Raw genomic sequence first — 22,989 nt, forward strand, 5'->3', positions numbered from 1 at the left:
ATTCATCAGCGCAGAAGCTGAGCGCCCAAGGTAAGGCGCGGCAGACATGGCGCGAATACCGGTTCATCTGCTTTGCTTGCCTAATCCAATAACTGCCGGGCGATGTCACGAGGGGTGTGCCTGGACGAAGCAAGCACAGAGAGGAATGAGCAAGACCCTGATGCTTTCAGGCGTTTTCATCGGGCGATGCCTTGCCTAACGTGGCAGGCTCAACCAGGAGCGCGCCATGAAATCAACCCAACAAGCGCTGAACGCATTTGACGCCATCGTATTGTCTGTCTGCTGCGGACTGTCGGTGGCCACCGCGTACTACAACCAGGCAATGCTGCCCTTGATCGGTGCCAGCTTTACGGTGTCGCCTACGCACACCGGCCAGGTCGCGACCGCCACACAACTTGGCTACGCGCTGGGCCTGTTGCTGTTTGTACCGCTGGGCGACCGCGTGCAACGCCGCAACCTGATCATGGCTTTGCTGACAGGCAACATCGTCAGTTTGCTTTGGTGTGCCAGCACCGGAAGTTACAGCACGCTGTTAGTGAGCAGCGTTGCGATCGGGGTATCGGCCATCAGTGCACAAATCATTATCCCGGGCACGATGACGTGGGTGGATGCGCAGCATCGGGGCAGGGTGCTTGGCCTTATGGTCAGCGGATTGTCGGCTGGCGGGTTGCTTGCACGTACGGTCAGTGGTGCGTTGGGGCACTGGTTGGGTTGGCGAGGAATGTTCACTGTAGCGGCAGGCATGGATGTGTTGGTGCTGCTGGCGATTGCCGCGCGTATGCCGCGCAGCGAGGTTGTCATTAGCTTGCCCTACGGCGCGCTCCTGGGTTCGTTGGGAGGGCTGCTCCGGCGCTATCCGTCACTGTGGCGTTCTGCGCTGTGCGGTGGCTTGTTGTTTGGCGCACTCAATGTGTTCTGGGGTTCGATGGCAGGCTTGCTGGCGCGGCCACCGTATGGATTCAGCACCCTGCAGTCAGGATTGATAGGGCTGTCGGCCGTGGTTGGCATTGTCAGTGCTTCGACCCTGGGGCGCTGGACGCGACAGCATAGCTTGCGCCTGTCCTGCCTTGGGGCCACGCTGGTGCTGGCGGCGTTCTTGGCATTGGTGTTTGCCGCAGACGCCAAATTGATACCGCTGGTGGTACTCGCTGCCACCTGTATCGACCTGGGCAATCGTGCCAACCAGTTGGCCCATCAAACCCAGGTACTGGCCTTGCAACCGGATGCCGTCAGCCGCCTGAATACGGTATTTATGATGATTTACTTTATTGGCGGTGCCTTGGGTTCATCGTTGGGCGCTGCTGCCGCGGGGCGCTATGGCTGGCCAGGGATGGCGGCAGCCGGGGCCTTGCTGTCCATTGCGGCAGGTGTCGGCAGCGCCGCTTTTTCCAGAACTCGCCAGGGCAGCAAAGCCATTCCTCGCCAAGCGAATAGGAATAGGCAAGCCTCATAGATGATCCGGCATAGGTCGCCAGCGGTGGCTTGGCTACCATTAGCACTCAGTAACCGAGAGGAATTTCTATGAGCACTCACAAAACCCTGTTTATCACCGGCATCAGCAGCGGCTTTGGCAAGGCCCTCGCGACCGAGGCACTGGCTGCAGGCCACCGTGTCATTGGTACCGTTCGAAACGAAGCCGCGCTGCAAACGTTCGAGGCATTATCAGCGGAGCGTGCTCATGGCGTGATCCTGGATGTCACCGACTTTGAGCGGATCGACAGCGTCGTTGCCGAGATCGAGACCCGCTACGGCCCGGTGGATGTCCTGGTGAACAACGCAGGTTACGGCCATGAGGGCATTTTCGAAGAGTCGCCGCTGGAAGAAATGCGTCGTCAGTTCGACGTCAACGTGTTCGGCGCCGTCGCCGTGACCAAGGCGTTCGTGCCGTACTTCCGCCAGCGCCGCAGCGGGCACATCATCAACATCACGTCCATGGGCGGCACCATCACGATGCCGGGTATCGCCTACTACTGCGCCAGCAAGTTCGCGCTGGAAGGCATCTCCGACACCCTGAGCAAAGAACTCAAGCCATTCAACATTTTTGTCACCGCCGTGGCGCCAGGCTCATTTCGCACCGATTGGGCCGGCCGCTCGATGCAGCGTACGCCCCGCAGCATCGCCGACTACGATGCCAGCTTTGATCCGGTACGCCAGGCGCGCGAAGCGAAAAGCGGCCACCAGTTGGGGGACCCGCAAAAAGCTGCGCAAGCCATGCTGCAGTTGATCGCCAGCGACAACCCACCGGCCCACCTGCTGCTCGGCAGCGATGCCATAGGCTTTGTGCGCGAAAAGCTGACGCAATCCCTGCGTGACATCGACCAATGGGAAGCACTGACACGCTCTACGGATGGTCACGCTTCATGAAACCGCAAGAGGGGCCTATGAATCATTTTGCCGCGCGAACCCGGCGCATGGTCCAACTGATGGAGCAGTTGGCCCCCCTGGAGGGCTACAACCTGAGCGCACTGGAAGACATACGCTTTCTGCGCTCCAATCGCCCGCTGACCCGCACGCCAGTGCTCTACGAGCCTGGCATCGTCATCCTGTGCCAGGGGCGCAAGCTCGGCTATCTGGGCGACGAGGTCTACCTTTACGACGCCCAGCACTACCTGGTGGTGTCTGTGCCAGTGCCTTTCACCATGGAAACCGACGCCAGCGAAGAGGAACCGATGCTGGCGGTATACATGCGCCTGGATTTCAAACTCGCTGGCGAACTGATCCTGGAAATTGACGAAAAATCCGGTCCGACCCACGAACGTCCCAAAGGCATGTATTCCTCGCCGATGGACGAGATGTTGCGCGAGTCCACACTGCGCTTTCTCGAAGCGATGAGCCATCCGGTCGATGGCCCGATCCTCGGCCCCTCGCTGGTGCGCGAGATTTACTACCGGATCATCGCAGGTGAACAAGGAGGGTCCATGCGGGCGGCCCTTGGCAAGCAAGGCCATTTCGCAAAGGTGACCCGCGCCATTCGCAAGATACACAGCTGTTACCAGGAGCGGCTGGACGTCGAGTGCCTGGCCCAGGAGGCAAGTATGAGCGTACCCAGCTTTCATCTGCACTTTCGAACAGTCACCGACTCCTCACCCATGCAGTACCTGAAATCGACGCGTCTGCACCAGGCAAGGTTATTGATGCTCCGCGACGACATGTCGGCCTCATCTGCGGCTTTTAACGTGGGCTATGAAAGCGCATCGCAGTTCAGCCGAGAGTTCAAGCGCTACTTCGGCCGCACACCCCATGCTGAAGTCGAATGGATGAAAGCAACCTATTCGCTGCCAGCGCCGGCGCAGCCTTCTGTCTATGTGTCTTCGCACTGACCTGACAGCCAGGGCGCTGCCCCGTATCTGATTTTTCTGCATATGCCAATTTGACAGGCTATTGTTATTTTTTATTCTTTCCTAACCTATGCTCCCCTCATGCAAAGTCCGCCTCCAGCGATGGCTTTCCATTGCTCATCAACCGCCAGGCTGAATGGCCTTTATTCGCATGGAGCATGCAATGGGTGTGAATCAGAACCCACATTTCGGTCTGATTGGGCAGATGTTCAAAAGTGACTACAGTTGGCTTTGCACGCGGGTAAGCCGGGCCATGGGGTGCGCCCATGGGGCTCAGGACATTGCATCGGAGACCTTCCTGCGGGTACTGGCATTGCCCGACCCTTCGCAAATCCGCGAGCCGCGGGCGTTGCTGACCACCATCGCGCGGCGCCTGATGTATGAGGGCTGGCGTCGCCAGGACCTGGAACGTGCCTACCTGGAAGCATTGGCCCAGGCGCCGATGATGGTGCACCCGTCGCCCGAGGAGCGTTTGCTGTTGATCGAGACGCTGCTGGAAGTCGACCGCTTGCTCGACGGTTTGTCGGCCAAGGCCAAGGCGGCGTTTTTGTATCACCAGCTGGACGGTTTGACCTATGCGCAGATTGCCGAGCGCCTGCAGGTCTCGGTCAGCCGGGTTCAGCAATACATGGCCGATGCGTTCAAGCGCTGCTACCTGGCGATGACACAGCCATGAGCCACAGCGCGCCGGATGAGGCGATCATCGACGAGGCAGCACAGTGGATGGCGTTGCTGCAATCCGGGCACGCCAGCGCTCAGGAGCACCAGGCGTTCCGTCGCTGGAGTGAGGGCGACCCACGGCGTGCCGAAATCTTCAACATGATGGGCGGCGTTCCGGCCGTGCTGAACAATGACGAACTGCGCCGCATGCCCCGCGACAGCCTGTTGCACACCCTCAACGCACCGTCGGGCCGCCGGCGCTTCTTGCGCAATACCCTGGCGCTGGTTGGCGTTGTGTCGTTTGGAAGTCTGATCACGCGGCTGTCCGACAGCTGGTTGCCGTTGGGCGCTTTGCGCACCGGTACGGGCGAGCGCCTGAACCTCACGCTGGAGGATGGCAGTGCATTGACCCTGGATGCGCGCAGCAAGGTGCTGACGCATTTCGATGCTCGGCAACGGCTGTTGCAGTTGCTCGACGGCAAGTTGCTGGTGGACGTTTTCAAGGACAGTCTCAGACCGTTTATCGTCGAGACCGAACACGGCCGCATGCGCGCCTTGGGTACGCGGTTTCTGGTACAGCAGGGCGAGGATCGAACCCAAATCACGATGCTGCATTCCCAAGTGGAAATCACCACGCGCGACGGCGCTGTGCAGGTGATCAGTGCCGGCCAGAAAGCCACGTTCAATGCCCATGGCATCCTCGACCTGGAAACCGCCAGCGGCGGCGAGGCCTCGTGGACCCAAGGCTTGCTGGAAGTGCGTGACCGCTCATTGGGTGAAGTGGTGCAAGCCCTGCGTGACTACCGGCGCGGCATCATCCGCGTCAGCCCCGAGGCGGCGAGCCTGAGGCTGAGCGGGATTTTCCCGCTGGACGACAGCCAGGGCGCCCTGCAATTGCTGGCCAAATCCCTGCCGGTGCAGATCGATTATCACAGCCCTTATTGGGTCAGTATCGAGCGCCGATAAAAATAATTTTCCCAGCTCTATAAAACCTCCGCCACTGTTGCACAACCCAATACAGGCCGGGGTGTATCTGCCTGGGAGTGTTGTTTCGGGCCGTTATAAACCCATGCTTTTTTAGCCTAACGGCCGCCTATAAAAAAAACCGATCTGTTGTTCAACCCATCAACGGCATATCAATGATGGGAACCTCAACCATGCAACTCAAACCTCTCAGTCGCGCATCTCTGGCGGCACTGTCTCTGACGATTGGCCTGACTTTGGCGGGACATGGCACGGCGGTGCTGGCACAGCCGCTGTCCGCGATATCGACCGCCCAGACTTTTGATTTTGATATCGCCAGCGGCCCCCTCGACCAAGCGCTGTTGACCCTGTCGCGCAGCAGCGGGCAGATCATTTCCTTCCAGCAAGACCTTGTGCAAGGCCTGACCAGCGCGCCGGTGCGGGGCACCTTCACCACCGAGCAAGCGCTGCGACAGGCACTACACGGTGCAGCCCTCGACGCCGTGCCCAGTGGCGACGGCGGTTGGACCCTGCGCCGGGCGGCCAAGCCACCTGCAGCGGCGGTCAAGGCGGCGCCCACGGCGGCGAAAGTCCCGGGCGATGTAGCGTTGGAAAAGGTCGTGGTCACGGGGTCACGCATTGCCCGTGCCCAGGTTGAAGGGCCGTCGCCGGTCACGGTCATCACCGCTGACGAAGTCACCCGCAGGGGCTACAAAAACGTCTACGACGCCATCGCTTCGCAAACCCAGAACACCGGCATGACCCAGGGCGAAGACTACGGCAACACCTTCCAGCCGGCCGCCAGTGCCCTCAACCTGCGAGGGCTGGGGCCGAACCACACACTGGTGCTGATCAACGGCAGGCGCGTGGCCGACTACCCCACGGCGTACGACGGCGCGGTCAACTTCACCAACCTTGCGAACATCCCGGCGGTGATGATCGAGCGTATCGAGATCCTCAGCAGCGGCGCCTCGGCGGTGTATGGCTCCGACGCGATTGCCGGGGTGGTGAACATCATCCTCAAAGACAAAATCAGCGGCGTGGACGTCAATCTGCGTGGTGGCGCCGCCGAGCGTGGCGGCGGCGACAACCAGCGCCTGCAGATCAGCGGCGGCGAGACCTGGGGCGATTTTGACGGGGTATTCGGCCTGGAGCTGACCCAGCGCCAACCGATCTGGGCCAACCAGCGCGGCTTTATGAGCGACGGCCCGGCCAAGGATGTGGGCTACCGCCGTAACCTCGACAGCGGCGCCTACCTCGGCCCCGGCTGCGGTGCCTACGGCGGTATCTACAACGGCAAGCTCGGTGGCAGCAGCACCCGCTGCACCACCAACCAGTACTACAACGACTACTGGACCTTGCAGGCGCAAAAGGAAAACTATGACGGCTACACGCGCGGCACCTGGCACTTCAGCGACACCGGCAAAGTGTTTGCCGACTTGATGTTTGGCTTTGATCACACGCAGAACAACACCCGCGGCCCAAGCTTCACCTCGCCGGACTTTATCAACCGCAACACCGGCAACCTGGAGCGCTGGTCACGCAACTTTTCCAGCGAGGAAATCGGTGGCAAGACCAGCAACAACAGCAAATGGCGCGAAGTGTCCTGGACCGGCACCCTGGGCCTGGAAGACAAGTTCACCAACAGTGATTGGGGTTATCAGATTGCGGCGAACCGCTCCGAGTACACCAGCGACCGCACCACCCGCTACACGCCTTTGAGCGGCATCCGCGATTACTACCTCGGGCCGCAACTGGGCACGCAGGACGGGCACCCGGTCTTCGCGCCAGACCCTTCGCGGCTGGACCAGCCGCTGACTCCGGAGCAGTGGGATCAGTTTCGCGGCAACCTGGTGCAGAAGAGTAAATCGGTTTCCCAAACCTTCAGCGCCAACATTAACGGCGACCTGTTCGAGCTGCCCGCCGGGCCGGTGGGCTTTGCCGGTGTGACCGAAGTGGGGCGGCAATCCTACAGCGTCGATGTCGACGACCAACTCAATGACGGCACGTTTTACAACACCACGCCGGCCTCCAATTCAGGCGGTTCGCGTGACCGCTACGCCGCGGGTGGCGAGCTGAGCATTCCCGTTACCGACACCTTGCTCGCCTCGGCGGCCGGGCGCTGGGACCAATACAAATTCAGTGGCCGCACCGAGCAACAAAAAACCTACAACCTGGGCCTGGAATGGCGCCCGGTGACCAGCCTGCTGTTTCGTGGCAGCTACGGCACCAGCTTTCGCGCACCCGACCTCAACTACCTCTACCAGGCCGCGACCAATGGCTACACGCCTGACCAGATCGACTATTACGGTTGCAGCAAGGGCGTAGAAGGGGCGTGTGACCGAGGCCGCGTGGATTACACCCAGACCGGTAATTCGGATCTCGCCTCCGAGCGTGGCAAGTCCTGGACGTACGGCTTTGTCTGGTCACCCTCGCATCAGTTTGATTTCTCCGCCGACTTCTGGCGCGTCGAAATCAAGGACCTGTTGACCACCGTCGACATCAACCGCTTGCTGCAACAGGAAAACCAGTGCCGCAACGGCCAGCTTGATGCGACCACTTGCGCCGACGTCCTGGCACGCATCCAGCGCAATGCCAGCACGGCGGCAGTGGACCCGAACGTGCTGCAACGGGTGCAGGTCAATGCGATCAACGCCGCCAGCGAGCGGGTCAGCGGCCTGGACCTCAAGAGTAATATTCGCTGGGGCGCAGGCCAGTACGGCGCGTTCAGTTCGGCGATTGGCTACAGCCTGGTGCTGTCCCACTACCTCAAGGAATCGGACGATGCGCAAACTCAGAACCTGCGCTCCAGCACCGACAACCACGACTGGCGCAGCAAGGTCAACGCGAGCCTGACCTGGGACTACCAGCACCTCACCACCACGCTGACCGGCATTCGCTACGGCAGCGTGACCAATGGCGCCGGAGATGGGCGCCTGTCGCCGTGGACCACCTTCAACGCCAGCGCCCGTTACCAGGTGAACGAGCAGGCGAGTGTCGGCCTGACCGTCAACAACCTGCTCAATCAGGTCAAGCACGATGACTCCGCCGGCTGGCCGTATTACCCCAGCGGCAACTACGACCCCTATGGCCGCCAGGTCTGGCTGGACGTGAGTTACCACTTCGGCAAGTAGCGCATAAGCACATGCGCTAACGGTCTAACCGGTGCTCTATAAAAACCCTGGCGTCGACGCACAACCCTGCATAAGTGAGCCTTCAGTGTTTTTGGAAAAGGAGTTGAGTTTGTGAGCCTGTTTCGCTTCATGGTGTGGGCACTGCTGACGGGCCTTTGGGCGCCGTCACTGCTCGCTCAACCGACGCACGCTTTGACGGTATACGGCGAAGCGCCCAAGTACTCGGCCAACTTCAAGCACCTGGATTACGTCAACCCGAACGCGCCCAAGGGCGGCAGTTTGCGTCGTTCGTCCATGGAAGGCGGGGCGTTTGATCACCTGATCCCGTATGTCGACAAAGGCACCGGCATCACCCAGATCCAGGGTTGGCTCTACAGCCCGTTGGCGTACCGTTCGCAGGATGAGCCGTACACCGTGTACGGGTTGGTCGCGAAAGGCATGGAGCTGGCAGATGACCATTCATGGCTGCGTTTCTACCTCAATCCCAAGGCGCGTTTTGCCGATGGCACGCCCATCACCGCGCAGGACGTGGCCTACACCTTCAAGCTGTTCACCACCGAAGGGAGCCTGGCGTATCGCCAAAGCTTTGCCGATGTGGACCAGGTGCTGGTGGAATCGCCGACCCAAGTGCGGTTCACCTTCAAAAGCGCCGACAATCGCACCTTGCCCCTGGACCTCGCTTCACTGCCGGTGCTGCCGGAACATTGGTGGCAGGGGCGCAATTTCGCCAACGGTGGCGGCTTTGAACCGCCGGTGGGCAGCGGCCCGTACCGTATCAGCAGCGTGGACAACGGCCGCAGTGTCACCTTCGAGCGGGTCAAGGACTGGTGGGGGCGAGACCTGCCGGTGACGCAGGGGCAGTACAACTTCGACACCCTGCGGCTTGAATTTTTTGCCGACGGCGACGTGTCGCGCCAGATCCTGCAAGCCCAGGGTTACGACTTCAATCGCGAATTTTCCGCCACCAGTTATTCGGTGGGCTACGACGGCGAGGCTTTGCGCGACGGTCGTCTGCAACGTGAACAACTGGCACCGAATGCCGTGCAGGGCACCCAGGGTTTTGTGTTCAACCTGCAAAAACCGCAGTTCCAGGACCGCCGCGTGCGCGAGGCGCTGAGCCTGTTGTGGGATTTCGACTGGAGCAACCGGCAGATGATGCACAGCCTGTACCTGCGCCAGCGCAGCTTCTTTTCCCGCAGCGCATTGGCGGCCACCCAGCTGCCGGATGCCCAGGAGCTGGCCATTCTGGAACCCTGGCGCGGGCAAGTGCCGGAGGAGGTGTTCACCCAGGTCTACCAGCCGCCGCGCACCGATGGCAGCGGGCGCATTCGGCCGCAGCAGGCGCAAGCGCTGAAGTTACTGGCCGAGGCGGGCTGGACCCCGCGCGGCGACCAGTTGGTTAACGCCGAGGGCACGCCGTTGCAGTTCACCTTCCTGAATGCCCAGAAAGGCTTCGAGCGTTTGCTGCTGCCCTACAAACGCAACCTGGCGCAGATCGGCATCGGCTTCACGATCCGCATGATCGACTCGGCCCAATACGCCAACCGCGTGCGCGCACGGGACTACGACATGATCGTCAACGGCTACCCGGTCAGCCCATCGCCGGGCCGCGAGCTGACCAACTACTTCGGTTCCGAGAGTGCCGATGACCCTGGCTCCAACAATTACATGGCACTGCGCAACTCGGCGGTGGACGCCTTGATCGATGGCCTTGTCCGCGCCAACGACCGCCCGACCATGGTGCGCTACGCCCATGCCCTCGACCGCGTGTTGCAGTGGGGCTTCTACTGGATTCCCAACTATTACCCGCCGGGCTCGTCCTCGCTGTGGTGGAACCGTTTTGGTCGGCCCCGCACAGCGCCGCTCAATGACGTGGGCATCGACACCTGGTGGGAAGTGAGCCCGACACCGCTGACCACCGCACAGATGCGTCAACTGACTGAGGCTTCCCAACATGCTGGCCTATAGCGCGCGCCGTTTATTGCTGATCGTGCCGACGCTGGTGTGCATCCTGCTGGTCAACTTTTTTATCGTGCAAGCCGCCCCGGGTGGCCCGGTTGAGCAAGCCATCGCGCGCTTGCAAGGCATCGGCAGCCAAGCGTCGGTGGCCGGCACACGGGTGGAAACCGGCAGCACTGAATCGCGCACAACTCGTGGCCTGGACCCGGCGCTGGTGGCCGATATCGAGCGCCAATACGGCTTCGACAAGCCCCTTGGCGCGCGGCTGTGGTTGATGCTCAGCAGCTACGCGCGGCTGGATTTTGGCGATAGCTTCTTTCGCGGCGCCAAGGTCACCGACCTGATCCTGCAAAAACTGCCGGTGACTTTGTCCCTGGGCTTCTGGGCCACGCTGATCAGTTACCTGGTGTCGATCCCGCTGGGCATCCGCAAGGCCGTGCGCCATGGCAGCCGCTTCGATGTGTGGAGCAGTGCGGCGGTCATTATCGGCCACGCCATGCCGGCGTTCCTGTTCGCCTTGCTGCTGATCGTGGTATTCGGCGGCGGTAGCCTGTTGAACTGGTTTCCGGTGCGCGGCCTGGTCTCGGAGAACTTTGCCAGCCTGTCATGGGCGGGCAAGGTCGTGGACTACTTCTGGCACCTTGTCTTGCCGGTATCGGCGCTGGTGATTGGCGGCTTTGCCACACTGACCATCCTCACCAAAAACAGCTTCCTCGACGAGATCAGCCGCCAGTACGTAGTGACCGCGCGGGCCAAGGGCTTCAGCGAAAAACAGGTGCTGTACAAACACGTGTTTCGCAACGCCATGCTGCTGATCGTGGTTGGCCTGCCCCAGGCGCTCACCGCGATGTTGTTCGGCGGCTCGTTGCTGATTGAAGTGATTTTCTCCCTCGACGGCCTCGGTCGCCTGAGCTACGAAGCGGCAGTGGCACGGGACTATCCCGTGGTCTTTGGCACGCTGTTTATCTTTACCCTGGTCGGGTTGGTCATCAAGTTGCTGGGCGACCTGTGCTACCGCCTGCTGGACCCCCGGCTGGATTTTTCCGCGAGGTCGCATTGATGCCGGTTTTTACTCCGATTACTCGTCGCCGCTGGCTGCACTTCAAGCGCAATCGCCGCGGCTGGTGGTCGCTGTGGATGTTCCTGGCGCTGTTCGCCGTATGTCTGGGTGCCGAACTGCTGGCCAACGACAAGCCACTGGTGATGGCGTACCAGGGCTCACTGTATTTCCCGGCCTTCGAGCGCTACACCGAGCAGGATTTCGGCGGCACGTTGCCGTTTCAGCCGGATTACCGTGACCCTTACGTGCATGAACTGATTGAAGGGCAGGGCGGCTGGATGCTGTTTGCGCCTATTCCGTTCAGCTACGACACGGTCAACTACGACCTCACGACCCCTTCGCCGGCGCGGCCCAGCGCGAGCAACTGGCTGGGCACCGATGATCAAGCCCGGGATGTATTGGCGCGGGTGATTTTCGGCACCCGGGTATCGCTGTTATTTGCCTTGGCGCTGACCGTGGTGAGCACTTTGATCGGGGTCGCCGCCGGCGCGCTGCAAGGCTATTACGCCGGTTGGGTCGACCTGTTGGGGCAGCGCCTGATCGAGATCTGGTCGGGGCTACCGGTCCTGTACTTGCTGATCATCTTGTCCGGATTTGTCGAACCGGGTTTCTGGTGGCTGCTGGGGATCATGGCGCTGTTTTCCTGGTTGACCCTGGTGGATGTGGTGCGCGCCGAGTTCCTGCGCGGGCGCAACCTGGAGTACGTGAAGGCCGCGCGGGCCCTGGGTGTGGGCGATGTTCAGGTGATGTTGCGGCACATTCTGCCCAACGCGCTGACTGCCACCTTGACCTACTTGCCGTTCATTTTGACCGGGGCCATTTCGACCCTCACCGCCCTGGATTTTCTTGGCTTCGGCATGCCCACGGGCAGTGCGTCCCTGGGTGAGTTGATCGGCCAGGGAAAAAACAACCTGCAAGCCCCGTGGCTGGCGCTGACCGCGTTTTTTGCGTTGGCGTTGATCCTGTCCCTGTTGGTGTTTATCGGCGAAGCCTGCCGCGACGCCTTCGACCCCCGATCCTGATAAGCGAGCTGTGCCGTGACTGACGCGTTGATTGAAATTCGTAACCTGAAAGTGGCGTTCGACGGGCACAAAGCGGTGCGTGGCATCGACCTGGATATTCACCCGGGCGAGTGCCTGGCGCTGGTGGGCGAGTCGGGCTCCGGCAAATCGGTGACCGCCCACTCGATCCTGCAATTGCTGCCGCCCCACACCACGCGTACCCAGGGCAGTATTCGCTACCAGGGCGAAGAGCTGCTCGGCGCGCGGCCGGAGCGTTTAAGGCAGATTCGCGGCGATCGCATCGCGATGATCTTTCAGGAGCCGATGACCTCGCTCAACCCGCTGTACAGCGTCGAACGGCAGCTGTCCGAAACCCTGCTGCTGCACAAAGGCCTGGGCGGTGCGGCGGCGCGTGAGCGCGTGTTGGAGTTGCTCGAACTGGTGGGCATCCAGCACCCGCGCCAGCGCCTTGCGGCGTACCCGCATCAGCTATCCGGCGGGCAGCGCCAGCGGGTGATGATCGCCATGGCGCTGGCTTGCGAACCGCTGCTGCTGATTGCCGACGAGCCCACCACGGCCCTGGACGTGACCGTGCAACGACGCATTCTTGCGCTGCTCAAAGACCTGCAGCAACGCCTGGGCATGGCGCTGCTGTTGATCAGCCACGACCTCAACGTGGTGCGCAGCATCGCCCAGCGCGTGGCGGTGATGCGCGCCGGCCAGATCGTCGAACAGGCCGACTGCCAGGCACTGTTTGCCGCGCCGCAGCACGCCTACAGCCGGCAGTTGCTCGAGGCCGAGCCCGAGGGCAGGGCGGTGGTACGTGAGACGGCGGACAACCTGCTGGAAGTGGACAACCTCAAGGTCTGGTTCCCGCAAGGCGGCCTGCTGCGGCGCAAACCGCCGATCAAGGCGGTGGACGGCATCGACCTGCGCCTGCAACGTGGCAAAACCTTGGGCATTGTTGGCGAATCCGGCTCGGGCAAATCCACCCTTGGCCAGGCGATCCTGCGGTTGATCGACGCCCAAGGCAGCATTCGCTTCCAGGGCCAGGCCCTCGACGCACTCAAAGGCAAGGCCCTGCGTCCCTGGCGGCGCAAACTACAGGTGGTGTTTCAAGACCCGTTCGGCAGCCTCAGTCCGCGCATGAGCGTGCAGCAAATCATCGAAGAAGGCCTGCGCGTACACACGGACCTCAATGCTTGCGCGCGCGAAGCTCAAGTGATTGCCGTGTTGCGCGACGTCGGACTCGACCCCGATACGCGCCATCGCTTCCCCCACGAATTCTCCGGCGGCCAGCGCCAACGCATCGCAATCGCCCGCGCACTGGTGATCAAGCCGGATTTGATATTGCTCGACGAACCCACCTCAGCTCTCGACCGCACTGTGCAAAAGCAGGTGGTGAGTTTGCTGCGCAGGTTGCAGGAGGAGCATGGGCTGACCTACTTGTTTATCAGCCACGACCTGGCGGTGGTAAGGGCGTTGGCTCACGACTTGATCGTGGTGAAGGATGGCGTGGTCGTGGAGGCGGGGAGTACCGAGCAATTGTTCGACGCACCGGAGCATGCCTATACGCGGGATTTGCTGGTAGCGTCGTCGTTGAGGAATCGCGAGTAGTACAGCCTAGTGGGCGCTGATCTCACGCTTTACCGTCTGCTGTGCTTCTGCCAACAACCAGTCCCGGAACGTCGTCAGTTTGGGCAGGCTGGCGCACTCAGGCCGATAAATGACGTAGTAGGCCAGCTCCGAGTGTTCGGCGTGATGGCGGTCGGGTCTTTTTCGTCGGGTGGGCTGCTGTCGGCTTATGGCTGGAACACAGTGCTGTGGGTTTCGCTTTTACCGCTGGTGTTGGCTGTCGTCGCGCTGGCACTGACTGTCCCCAAGTACATGGCCGGTCGGTTTGATCTGAAAGGGCAAGGTGCGTTAGCCACTCGAGCGCATTTCCTGCTCAAACAAATCCCGGGCGCTATACGTTATTTAACAAGTGGGCGATGTCAGATGTTCATAAGCAGTTCACGGGCCCGATTTTACTGAATCAGTGATCTCGAAATTAGCGCGACTGTTCATCGATGAATGTTCACGGACCTAGTTTTCCCCGCCATCCTTAGCCCCGTCGCCCGGCCTGTGACGGTCCCAGTCCAGAGGCTAAGCCCTTAATGCTGGAGTTCGGAAGGTGAGTTTGCCGGATGCTTACGAAAAGCGTGTGGCACAGATAGGAGAAAAAATCTGAGAAAATGGATGGTAAGGAGATCCCGCTTTTTCTTTGTCCCTCAAATATAACAACTCCGTTTTATTTTTTGTTTTATAGGGTTGACATTCGGAAATCATACAGAATTGTGATGTGCATCAGGGAAAATGGCTGATTTCTTTGGTTTCCGTTAGGTTTGTTTTTCAAGTGGCGTCTTTTGAACCCGTCGCAGCGACGACTTAAATGAAGCCGGTCAGCCTGTCATTTTTAGGGCTTTTTCGTGACCCTATCCGGGAGCTCGCAAGGGCAGAAAATAGGCTTGCTGAAAACCCTGTGGCAGATAAGCTGGTGTTGGACGTTCGCAAATCATCGCAGCGGGAGATGCTCCCGCTGCGTCACGGACGTCAAGGACGGGGAGTTGCGGGAGGAAGTGCTGCTATGTATTGCAGGGCTTCCAAATTCATGCTCAGACCGAGTATGAAACAGGATCGCCATCCGTTGAGGGAGCGGTCGGATGCCTCCTCAACCCTCTGCCAGCGCTGCAGGACCCTGATCACAGCATTGATGTCGGTCGGGTCATCAAAATAAGCGTAAGGGTCGAGAAGTATTGAACCCCATAGGTCGCGGATTTCTCTGTGAAAACCTGCTGGCACGATAATGTTGTCGATGTGCCACTTTGCAGTTACCAGCTCAGCGCCCGTGACATCATAAGGGATAGCATTGACCTCTGGTGCCTTCCAAGGAGGTGAGATCACGATGAGCATGATTCTGCGCTCTGCAAAGGCATCGAAATAAGGGTGAATAGGGCGTTCGCCGTCAAGCGCACCTTTGGTGAGGTTGCCTCTCTTCGTGTTGCAGTTGAAGCAAGCAGGCACCAGATTCTTTGAGTAGAAAGAAAACTCCGCATAAAAGCTTTTTGGCAGGTAATGATCGAGGGTGCCAACACCTCGCCCCCCGCACACCGGACAGGCGCCCGCCAGCGAATATCTTAATTGCTCTATAAAACCCAACGCCAAGGGTGGGCTTGTGTAGAGATGTTGCAAATGGGCTTTCTTATCCTCAAATTGCTGATCAACATCAACCAGCCACGGATTACCACAGCCTCGATCGTATTCCGCAAACCGTTCTCTCATAGCTGGCATGTGCGCCACGATGGCTTGCGCATTATCGGATTTTGAAGCCTCAAGAAGCTGCAAGTTTTCAATGTCATCTACGACGGGTAGCGGGATCTTACGCATTTTCGCTATCCATTTTTTTATGAAGCAGCATCAACGCTTCAGTACTTAGCTCACCCGAATACTTTTGCAAGGCCTCGGTAAATGTGCTGCTCTGATTTTTGGCATGAACGACGAGCTCCTCATAAAGGTGCATGGGAAGATCGTCGCCAAACACTTCATTAGAAATGGACGCAACGTTTGCCCCCAGGGTTTGGAGGCGAGGGTGGCTCACCTTTATTAACCCCTCTGACTCCCACATGACATGCACCTGAGCGCTTTGGACTTCGCGAACTACGAATGGCGAATGGGTCGCTATAATTGCTATGGACTGTGTTGCTTCTAGGATTTTATTGAGCGTTCGCATGAACCTTGAAATAAGGTTCGGATGCAAGAAGTTTTCAGGCTCATCAATGATAAACGCGGAAGAAGGGCCAGCGTTTGCAAGCGCTATCAGGCAAAAATTAATGAATGACTGCTGTCCCAAACTCAGGGGTCGTTCGCTGCCTCGCTCGTCGACAAACTTAATTGGACGGGAGTGATCAATCTGTGCGATCTGTTTCAGCTGGCTGAATTCTCCACCCCTCATCCAATCTTCAAAATCGGCGTGACCGTCTCGTTTGTTAGAGTTGGGCTCGTTATTGTTCGGGTGGTCGATCGGAATGTATAGCTGAAGATTTGGGAATTCAGCGGCGAGGACTTCTCGAAAAATGTCCAATGATTTATACATGGGGCCAAGACTGCGGGCGACATCGACCAGCAGTTGTGTCATAGGCACTGAGTCATATTTTTTGGGCGTAGCGGGGTTAAACGTGAATATCCGGGCTCTACCCATGCCTGCTTCTGAAGCAGGTGTAAACTGGCGGCGTGATGAGGTGTGAATGAAGGCCAGAACCTGATTAAGATCTGGGCGATTGGTGATCTCTACGCTCTTATTTTTTGTATCCGCCAAGCCGCGCGCCAGCTTTGCAAGCGATGCAGTTTTACCTGATCCGTTTTGGCCGATTATGACTGAAATTCGTCCTCTGAAGAAGTTTGACTTGTCGAATAGAAAGTTGAACGTAACGTTCGGCCCTTTTCCTATTAAAGCGGCGCTGAAGGTCTGGCGGGCATCCGCTACTTTGATGCTCAATCCTTGGATAATTCTCTTTGCCCGACGGAAGGCGAAATAAGCTTCGCTTGATCTGATAAAGCCCAAAGAAAATTCGGAAGAAGAGGTGAAACCGCGCCAGGATACATGGAACCCAGTTGCCACAGCGATGTCTTGAGCGGCTGTTAATAGCTCTCGTGCCCGCTTGGCTCCGAAGATGTTGTGCAGAAGATTGTAAGATTTGCTGTCGGAAAGTAAAGTTCTGAACGGTACTTTGAGCGAGCGGGCATCAATAGGCTCATGACTTTGTAATACGCTGTTGAAAAACTCATTCAGGTTGTTGTTTCCTTGGATGGCGCAGTGCCCATTGAAACTCTCGTATGCGCCGTCATATGTCCTGAAGTAGATTGCGCACCCCATTCCAAACTTTGTGTCTTTTCGATTGCTCAGCTTAGGTGTGATGACGATATCGTGTGAGTTTTTGTTAAAGTTGGGATAAGGGTCATGGTAGAAAAAAACTGTGACGGGTTCCGTCGGAGATGCCTTTTTTGTCTTCATTGAATTGGGTATCATTCGGGCAATAGAGTGTTTTGGAGACGCCGCTATCTATTAGCAGGGCTTAGTTATGCTGTGGCGAAATGATATCACGAAAATTGATGCCTCTACTGCACAGATAGCTCAGGCCAATCGTTACTGATCGACCACCGGCTCAGCGTGAGGAGGTGGATGTAATGGAGTTGAACCATTCCAAAGTCGATGCCGGATGCGGCTAATTGGTTAATCTAATCCGGGAGGCTCTTGCGGGTTAGATAGCGAGACAAAGCGGCCTGTGGCTCGGCACCAGGCGATCGTTGTGCCTGACTAGCTCTCGCCACTTTGGTGAATCCACGTTGCGTATGCCGATATCAACGTTTCGGGCAGGCTGGGTAGATTCCGCTCGGCCTGTGCGATCTCCGGAGCACTTTTGATGCATTCAGCTAGCCAGGTGATTAGCCGAAGGCGTGAGGTAGGGCATCGCATTACTTGACTTTCCAGAGCGTCGGCCAAACTACCCGAGCAAAAGAAGATCAACGTCTGCTTGGCTTGATCAAACACGCTTGGCTAGAAAGCGGAGGTGTATACGGCTACCGCAAAATTCACGATGACCTACGTGAACTGGGAAAGGCATGCGGGCGAAATCGAGTCGGGCGCTTGATGCAGGCGGAGGGGCAGCTTCGATATGGCTGTAGCCCTGGTCGAGCACCAGACTTGCAGCTTCGCGCTTGAACTCGGGCGTAAAGGAACGACGTTGCTTGGTCATCGGACACCTCTCTATGGCGAGCATTCTCGCCTAAATGGGTGTCCGGTTTCATTAGACCACTACAATGAGCCCACACCTGATTTTCTAGGCCCGTAGCTAAGAGAAGCTAGATAACTGTTTTGCAGAGCCGTCCTCTCTCTCCCGATTTTCTTAATTTTAATCAGCTTCTGCTCCTTCCACTCAACAACCTTGGTTCAGCTATTTCCCGCTTTATTCCGAGCAAAAATATCAGCAACGCAGCCAGCAGAAGTACGCTAGTGATCCAGTGCAGTTGTGAAACATCAATTCCACGCGCGATAGCGGCACCGCCGATGGCTGCTCCAGTCGCAAAGCCGATGTAAATGACGGAATGATTCAGTGCAATTAGAAGGGCGCTATTTTGCGGCGCCAGGTTGATCAAGCGTGCCTGTTGAGGAGCGAAGGTCGCCCAACCGGTGATCGACCATATGGCTAATGCACATGCGGTAGTTAACGTAGAAGTCGCACTTATCTGCATCATGGCTTGATTGATGGCTGCGATAGCCAAGCAAAATGCGAGAGGTGTTGTTACGCCAAAACGGTCGAGAAGACGACCGCCCAACTGGCTACCGATCAGCCCTCCGACACCGTATACGAAGAACAAAAAAATCACTGTCTGAGGATCATGACGCTCTGCAAGCATGGCGCCCAAATACGTGTAGCTAGTCAGGTTTGCGGTGTTCCAAAGCAAGCTGGGCAGCAAGGCCAGCAGAACCGTTGGCCGTATAAGGGGCGCAAATCGTGCTGCGTAAGTCAGCCGACTCGTATTCAGGTGTGATTGGTTTGCAAACGTACGACATGAAAGTGCAAATACAGCCCCCCCCGAGAGGGTCGCCACGAGCCAGAATGTAGCTCTCCAGCCAATCGCGTGGCCAATGGCCGCGCCGATTGGAACGCCAAAAACCGCGGCCGCAGTCAATCCCAATGCAACGGCGGACAGGGCCGCACCCTTGCGATTGGCTGGCGCAAGAGCGGTGGCCAGGGCATAGGCGGTTGAGGTGTACAGCGCTGCTGCGATGCCTGCAATGGCACGGGCGACCATCAGCAGTTCATAGGATTGAGCCAGGGCACAAAGGAAATTGCCGACAGCGAACATGGCCAGTGCTGAGATACACACACGCCGTTGGTTCAGTGTTGCAGTCATTGGCACTATCAATGGCGCGGCCAAGGCGTAAGTGAGGGCGTATGCGGTGACTGTAAGGCCCGCTGACTCAAGGCTGGTGCTCAGGTCTTGTGCCATGAGTGACAATACGCCGGAGACTACAAAGACGTCTGTTCCTATGGCGAAGGTGCCCAATGCAAGCAGCCAGATGACAGGGTTCAGTGCTGTGGTGGGTGCTTTACTCATCAATCATTCATCACTCTTTGCGCGTTCAACCCTCATGCAAATGTTTCGTCGAGCCAATCAAAAATAGTCTGATGAACGCGACTCATCGCCCCCATATGGCAATGCTCCCCGGCACCTTCGGAGGTCAGCAGTAGAGCCAGATGTTTTGGGCAGGTTAATACCGCATACACCTGCTCGGGTTGCCCTTTTAAAAACTGATCGTTTTCGGCGTCCAATACCAAGGTGGCAGCCTTGATCAAGTGAGCGCAGTCTTTCAGCGTGTACTGTCTGGTCATGCGGATAAACTCGGCGCCGGAGGTAACGCCAAACGTCCATTTGCCGTTATCAAGTGCCCATCGCTTGCCCGTGTTCAGGCGTCTGGCCAGGTTCAGCAACGGTTCCGCGAGGCTGTCCTGCTTGTTCGAGATCCATGTGGTCAGGAAAGAAGGGAGTGCGTTTCTAAACGCAAAATTAAAATCATAAAGCCCGTCATCCAGGATGATTGCAGCGACGCGATGCTCATACGCTGCAGCACGCGCGACCAGGTAGCCGCCAAGGCTGTATCCGAACAATGCGATCTTGTCGGCGAGCACTTCCGCACGCGTCAATGCAAAATCGATGACAGGCGTAATCACCGCCTCCCAGTCGTGCCGAAAGGGAATTCGCTGATCGCGAATAACCGATCCCTGGCCTGGGCCGTCAAACGCCAACACGTTATACCCACGTAACAGCGCCGCTGCGGCGATTGCGTAATAGGACTCTTCCTGAGTGGAGTCAAAGCCGTTGTTATAGATGATTGTGGGTTTGGGACTGCCCGAATGATCAGCCAGGAAAAGGTACCCCGGAAGGGTCGTTCCCTCATAAGGGATGGATACTATTTCGAAGGGGGTATCCAGAAGCTGTGCTGCCGAAATGAATGCCTCACGCGAGGCGTTACTGATTCGCGCAACGTCTTTATCCGTTTCAGGGTTGGCGCGTTTGAAAAACTCGGCCGTCCTGTAGTAATTAGCCGCTCTGAAAAAAGCTTCACGGGCGCTGACTCGGTGGCCACGCGCCAGAGAATGCTCTGCCAATCCCGCAACACGGTCCGCGGTGGCTTCCCACTCCCGTAGCCATGCTTCTTCGTTTCCTTCTGGAATGGCTTTAGCTGTCATAAGTACTTCGCCCAAATCAGCACCGCTGTAGCCAGCAAAACCGGCGGTTCTGAGGGTTTCGAAAGAAAAAGACTCATTTTTGAAAAGGAATTTCATGGCAGACACCCCGGCGCAGAAAATGGAATCGTATTCTCAGTGATGGAGCAAATGCAACGTTAATGTTCGATCGATAAATAAAGCGGATGAGTATTTGATTGAATCATAGACGTACATTCGGGAGTGCCGGCTCGATTACAGGGTTTCGATCATTTTGGCTTTACTAAAGGCATCCCGAGTGGAATGGCGCGCTTTGCCACGTCATCTGATCAAAGCAATTCGCTTAGAAATTCGATGAACGCATTGACTCTTCTAGAGCCTCGATAATTGGGCAGATAAAGCGCTGAGATGGCCGAGCTCGCGCTATTGGGGTTGACCACAAAAGATTCAAACAAGGACGTCAGCCTTCCGCTTTCGATATCTTCGCTGACGAGCCAGTCAGGCAACAGTGCCACGCCACCGCCTGCCAGTGCGACTTCGCGCAAGACTTCGGCATTGTTACTTTTGAACCGGCCATCAACCGATACGCGGACCTCCCCACTGTCTTCCTGAAAGGTCCAGACCTGCTGCTGAGGGCCATAGCTGAAGCGCATACAGTCATGTTGCAACAGGTCGGTTGGCTGCTTTGGAAAGCCGCGTACGTCCAGGTATTCGGGGCTGGCGACTACTTTTCGGCGAAACGTACCTATGGCGCGGCTGACCACTCCGTCCATGGTTGCTGCTGTTCCCAGTCTGATAGAAAGATCGATACGCTCACCGAGCAAATCGACGATGTCATCCGACAAGGTCATATCTAATTCAAGGTCTGGATAGCGCTGTAGAAATGCACCGATATGAGGGCTGATCAATCGTCGTCCAAACGCGACAGGCACTGAAATACGTAATTGCCCGGTAGGTGCATCACCCCGATCCGTGACCGACGCATCAGCGTCAGCCATGGCACTCAGAATTTCCCGAGCCTTCAAATAATATGCGGAGCCCGCGTCAGACAAGGTGACTTGACGGGTTGAGCGATTGAGCAATACAGCGCCTAGTTCGGCTTCCAGCCCATCGATCATTCGCGTTACCGAAGAGGTTGCCAGGCCCAATTGTCTGGCCGCAGATGAAAAGCCCTTGGAGTCGACGGTCTGCACGAACATCTTCAGGGCCAGCAGCTTGTCCATAACACTCCTTAAACGATATCAGCGCGTCTGTTGGTGCAGTTGATAGCGATCAGAGATTCTTCTCTGACCGCGCATGTCGAGATCCGCAGGGTGCTTTGCGCATTGCGCAAGATTGTGTTGCAGATCGCACCGATTCTCCTGTTGAGACAGCGCCGCTACCTTGCACGCCTGAAACCTATTCATGCGCGGCGTAGCCCGCTTATCTACAGGAAAGCCTATGAAACTTTTCGACCCCATTACAATTGGCACTCACACTCTCAAGCATCGTATCGCGATGGCTCCCCTGACGCGCTCGCGTGCCGGTCAACCAGGTAACGTGCCGACGCAGTTGAATGTCGAGTATTACCGTCAACGTGCAAGCGCCGCGCTAATCATCACAGAGGCTTCTCAAATTTCACAGCAGGGTCAAGGTTACGCCTGGACTCCAGGTATCTACACGCCCGAGCAAGTTGCTGGATGGAAGGCCGTCAGCGATGCCGTTCATGCCGAAGGCGGTACGATATTCTTGCAGCTTTGGCACGTGGGTCGTATCTCCCATCCCAGTTTTCAACCCAACGGTGGATTGCCGGTCGGGCCGAGTGCTTTGAGTGTAGAGGGCGGCAAGACATTCATTATTGATGAAGAAGGCAATGGCGTCTGGGGTGACGTTCCAGTACCACAGGCCCTGACAATCGAGGGTATCCAGTCAATTATTCAGGACTACCGTGTTGCCGCGCGTAATGCTGTACTGGCGGGTATGGATGGCGTAGAAATCCATTCTGGCAATGGGTATCTGCTAGACCAGTTCATCGATTCCAACAGCAATAAGCGTGATGATATTTACGGAGGGAGTATTGAGAATCGTGCTCGACTTTTGCTCGAAGTCACTCAGGCAGTGATTGAGGAAGTGGGGGCTCACCGTGTCGCGGTACGCCTGACGCCCATGGGGCGTTTCATGGGCATGGGAGATGCGACACCAGAAGCGACATTCGGTTATGTGGTGACGCAGCTCAACACGATGAATCTGGCTTATCTGCACCTGGTCGAACCGGTCATTGTGGGCATCGAGCGAGATGAAAACTTCGATCCGCGCTGGGACACGATCATCAAGCAGCTTCGTGAGAGTTACAGCGGTGTGCTGATGCTCGCCGGTGGGTACGATCAAAAGACTGCCGAGGCTGCACTCGAAAGTGGGCGAGGGGACATCATTGCATTCGGGCGTAACTTCCTCGCCAACCCCGATCTCCCAGCGCGTTTCAAGGCAAACCAGCATTTGAATCCGGCTGATGGCGCCACGTTCTTTGGTGGCGATGCGACGGGTTACACCGATTACCCCGCTCTGGCAGATCATGCCTGAACTGGCGCGTGAACGTTGAACCCCATCGGTAGAGAGCCTGGCCATTCA

The 22,989-nt window shown here is 57.8% G+C and carries 16 protein-coding genes and 2 pseudogenes; 12 read left to right on the forward strand and 6 right to left on the reverse strand.

The window, feature by feature from the left end; all coding sequences use genetic code 11:
* The first annotated feature begins 226 nt into the window (after positions 1-226).
* The 10 genes from HX786_RS05810 (at position 227) to HX786_RS05855 (ending at position 13,732) form a co-directional block, all read left to right on the forward strand.
* Positions 227-1,453 (forward strand): MFS transporter, encoded by a 1,227-nt coding sequence (locus HX786_RS05810; RefSeq protein WP_178911823.1) that lies wholly within the window; start codon positions 227-229, stop codon positions 1,451-1,453.
* 68 nt (positions 1,454-1,521) lie between these two features.
* Complete coding sequence (locus HX786_RS05815) at positions 1,522-2,364, forward strand: oxidoreductase (RefSeq protein WP_177046642.1); 843 nt, start codon at positions 1,522-1,524, stop codon at positions 2,362-2,364.
* A gap of 17 nt (positions 2,365-2,381) precedes the next feature.
* Positions 2,382-3,320 carry an AraC family transcriptional regulator gene (locus HX786_RS05820; protein WP_003217685.1) on the forward strand — a complete coding sequence of 313 codons (939 nt, stop codon included), beginning with the start codon at positions 2,382-2,384 and terminating at the stop codon, positions 3,318-3,320.
* Positions 3,321-3,501: 181 nt separating this feature from the next.
* Positions 3,502-4,014: a sigma-70 family RNA polymerase sigma factor gene (locus HX786_RS05825; RefSeq protein WP_003217684.1), complete on the forward strand. Its 513-nt coding sequence runs from the start codon at positions 3,502-3,504 to the stop codon at positions 4,012-4,014.
* Positions 4,011-4,964, forward strand: coding sequence for a FecR domain-containing protein (locus HX786_RS05830; RefSeq protein ID WP_003217682.1), 954 nt, complete (start codon positions 4,011-4,013; stop codon positions 4,962-4,964). The genes HX786_RS05825 and HX786_RS05830 overlap by 4 nt, the downstream gene beginning before the upstream one ends.
* Before the next feature lie 191 nt (positions 4,965-5,155).
* Positions 5,156-8,095, forward strand: coding sequence for a TonB-dependent receptor (locus HX786_RS05835; RefSeq protein WP_008433381.1), 2,940 nt, complete (start codon positions 5,156-5,158; stop codon positions 8,093-8,095).
* A gap of 129 nt (positions 8,096-8,224) precedes the next feature.
* The gene (locus HX786_RS05840; protein ID WP_178911840.1) at positions 8,225-10,063 is read left to right on the forward strand and encodes an extracellular solute-binding protein; all 1,839 of its coding nucleotides are present in this window, start codon (positions 8,225-8,227) and stop codon (positions 10,061-10,063) included.
* Positions 10,050-11,114 (forward strand): microcin C ABC transporter permease YejB, encoded by a 1,065-nt coding sequence (locus HX786_RS05845; protein ID WP_003217676.1) that lies wholly within the window; start codon positions 10,050-10,052, stop codon positions 11,112-11,114. Before HX786_RS05840 ends, HX786_RS05845 begins: the two co-directional genes overlap by 14 nt.
* A complete protein-coding gene (locus HX786_RS05850; protein ID WP_003217674.1) occupies positions 11,114-12,136 on the forward strand; it encodes an ABC transporter permease in 1,023 nt (340 codons plus the stop codon). The genes HX786_RS05845 and HX786_RS05850 overlap by 1 nt, the downstream gene beginning before the upstream one ends.
* 15 nt (positions 12,137-12,151) lie before the next feature.
* Positions 12,152-13,732, forward strand: coding sequence for an ABC transporter ATP-binding protein (locus HX786_RS05855; protein WP_177042032.1), 1,581 nt, complete (start codon positions 12,152-12,154; stop codon positions 13,730-13,732).
* 975 nt (positions 13,733-14,707) lie between these two features.
* Here the strand turns inward: HX786_RS05855 and HX786_RS05860 are convergent.
* Together HX786_RS05860 and HX786_RS05865 are read right to left on the reverse strand one after the other, a co-directional pair.
* Positions 14,708-15,541 carry an HNH endonuclease gene (locus HX786_RS05860; RefSeq protein ID WP_178903479.1) on the reverse strand — a complete coding sequence of 278 codons (834 nt, stop codon included), beginning with the start codon at positions 15,539-15,541 and terminating at the stop codon, positions 14,708-14,710.
* On the reverse strand, positions 15,534-17,165 hold the full coding sequence (locus HX786_RS05865; protein WP_178911824.1) for an AAA family ATPase: 1,632 nt from the start codon (positions 17,163-17,165) through the stop codon (positions 15,534-15,536). Before HX786_RS05865 ends, HX786_RS05860 begins: the two co-directional genes overlap by 8 nt.
* A 486-nt stretch (positions 17,166-17,651) precedes the next feature.
* Here HX786_RS05865 and HX786_RS05870 point away from each other — a divergent pair.
* Positions 17,652-17,819, forward strand: a pseudogene (locus tag HX786_RS05870) (IS3 family transposase); the annotation flags it as partial.
* Here the strand turns inward: HX786_RS05870 and HX786_RS05875 are convergent.
* From HX786_RS05875 to HX786_RS05890, 4 genes and pseudogenes are all read right to left on the reverse strand, one after another.
* Positions 17,815-17,907, reverse strand: a pseudogene (locus tag HX786_RS05875) (transposase); the annotation flags it as partial. The pseudogenes HX786_RS05870 and HX786_RS05875 overlap by 5 nt on opposite strands.
* A 160-nt stretch (positions 17,908-18,067) precedes the next feature.
* Entirely contained in the window at positions 18,068-19,273 is a 1,206-nt protein-coding gene (locus tag HX786_RS05880; protein ID WP_178903481.1) for an MFS transporter, read from the reverse strand.
* Positions 19,274-19,305: 32 nt separating this feature from the next.
* Positions 19,306-20,502 carry a S9 family peptidase gene (locus HX786_RS05885; RefSeq protein ID WP_178903482.1) on the reverse strand — a complete coding sequence of 399 codons (1,197 nt, stop codon included), beginning with the start codon at positions 20,500-20,502 and terminating at the stop codon, positions 19,306-19,308.
* 209 nt (positions 20,503-20,711) lie between these two features.
* Positions 20,712-21,605, reverse strand: a complete 894-nt coding sequence (locus HX786_RS05890; RefSeq protein WP_178911825.1) for a LysR family transcriptional regulator — start codon at positions 21,603-21,605, stop codon at positions 20,712-20,714.
* Between the two features lie 217 nt (positions 21,606-21,822).
* Between HX786_RS05890 and HX786_RS05895 the strand changes: the two genes are divergently transcribed.
* Positions 21,823-22,941: an alkene reductase gene (locus HX786_RS05895; RefSeq protein WP_178911826.1), complete on the forward strand. Its 1,119-nt coding sequence runs from the start codon at positions 21,823-21,825 to the stop codon at positions 22,939-22,941.
* Positions 22,942-22,989: the final 48 nt, after the last annotated feature.

The sequence above is a fragment of the Pseudomonas sp. 21615526 genome (assembly GCF_013386245.1).
In the GTDB taxonomy this organism is placed as follows: Bacteria; Pseudomonadota; Gammaproteobacteria; order Pseudomonadales; family Pseudomonadaceae; genus Aquipseudomonas.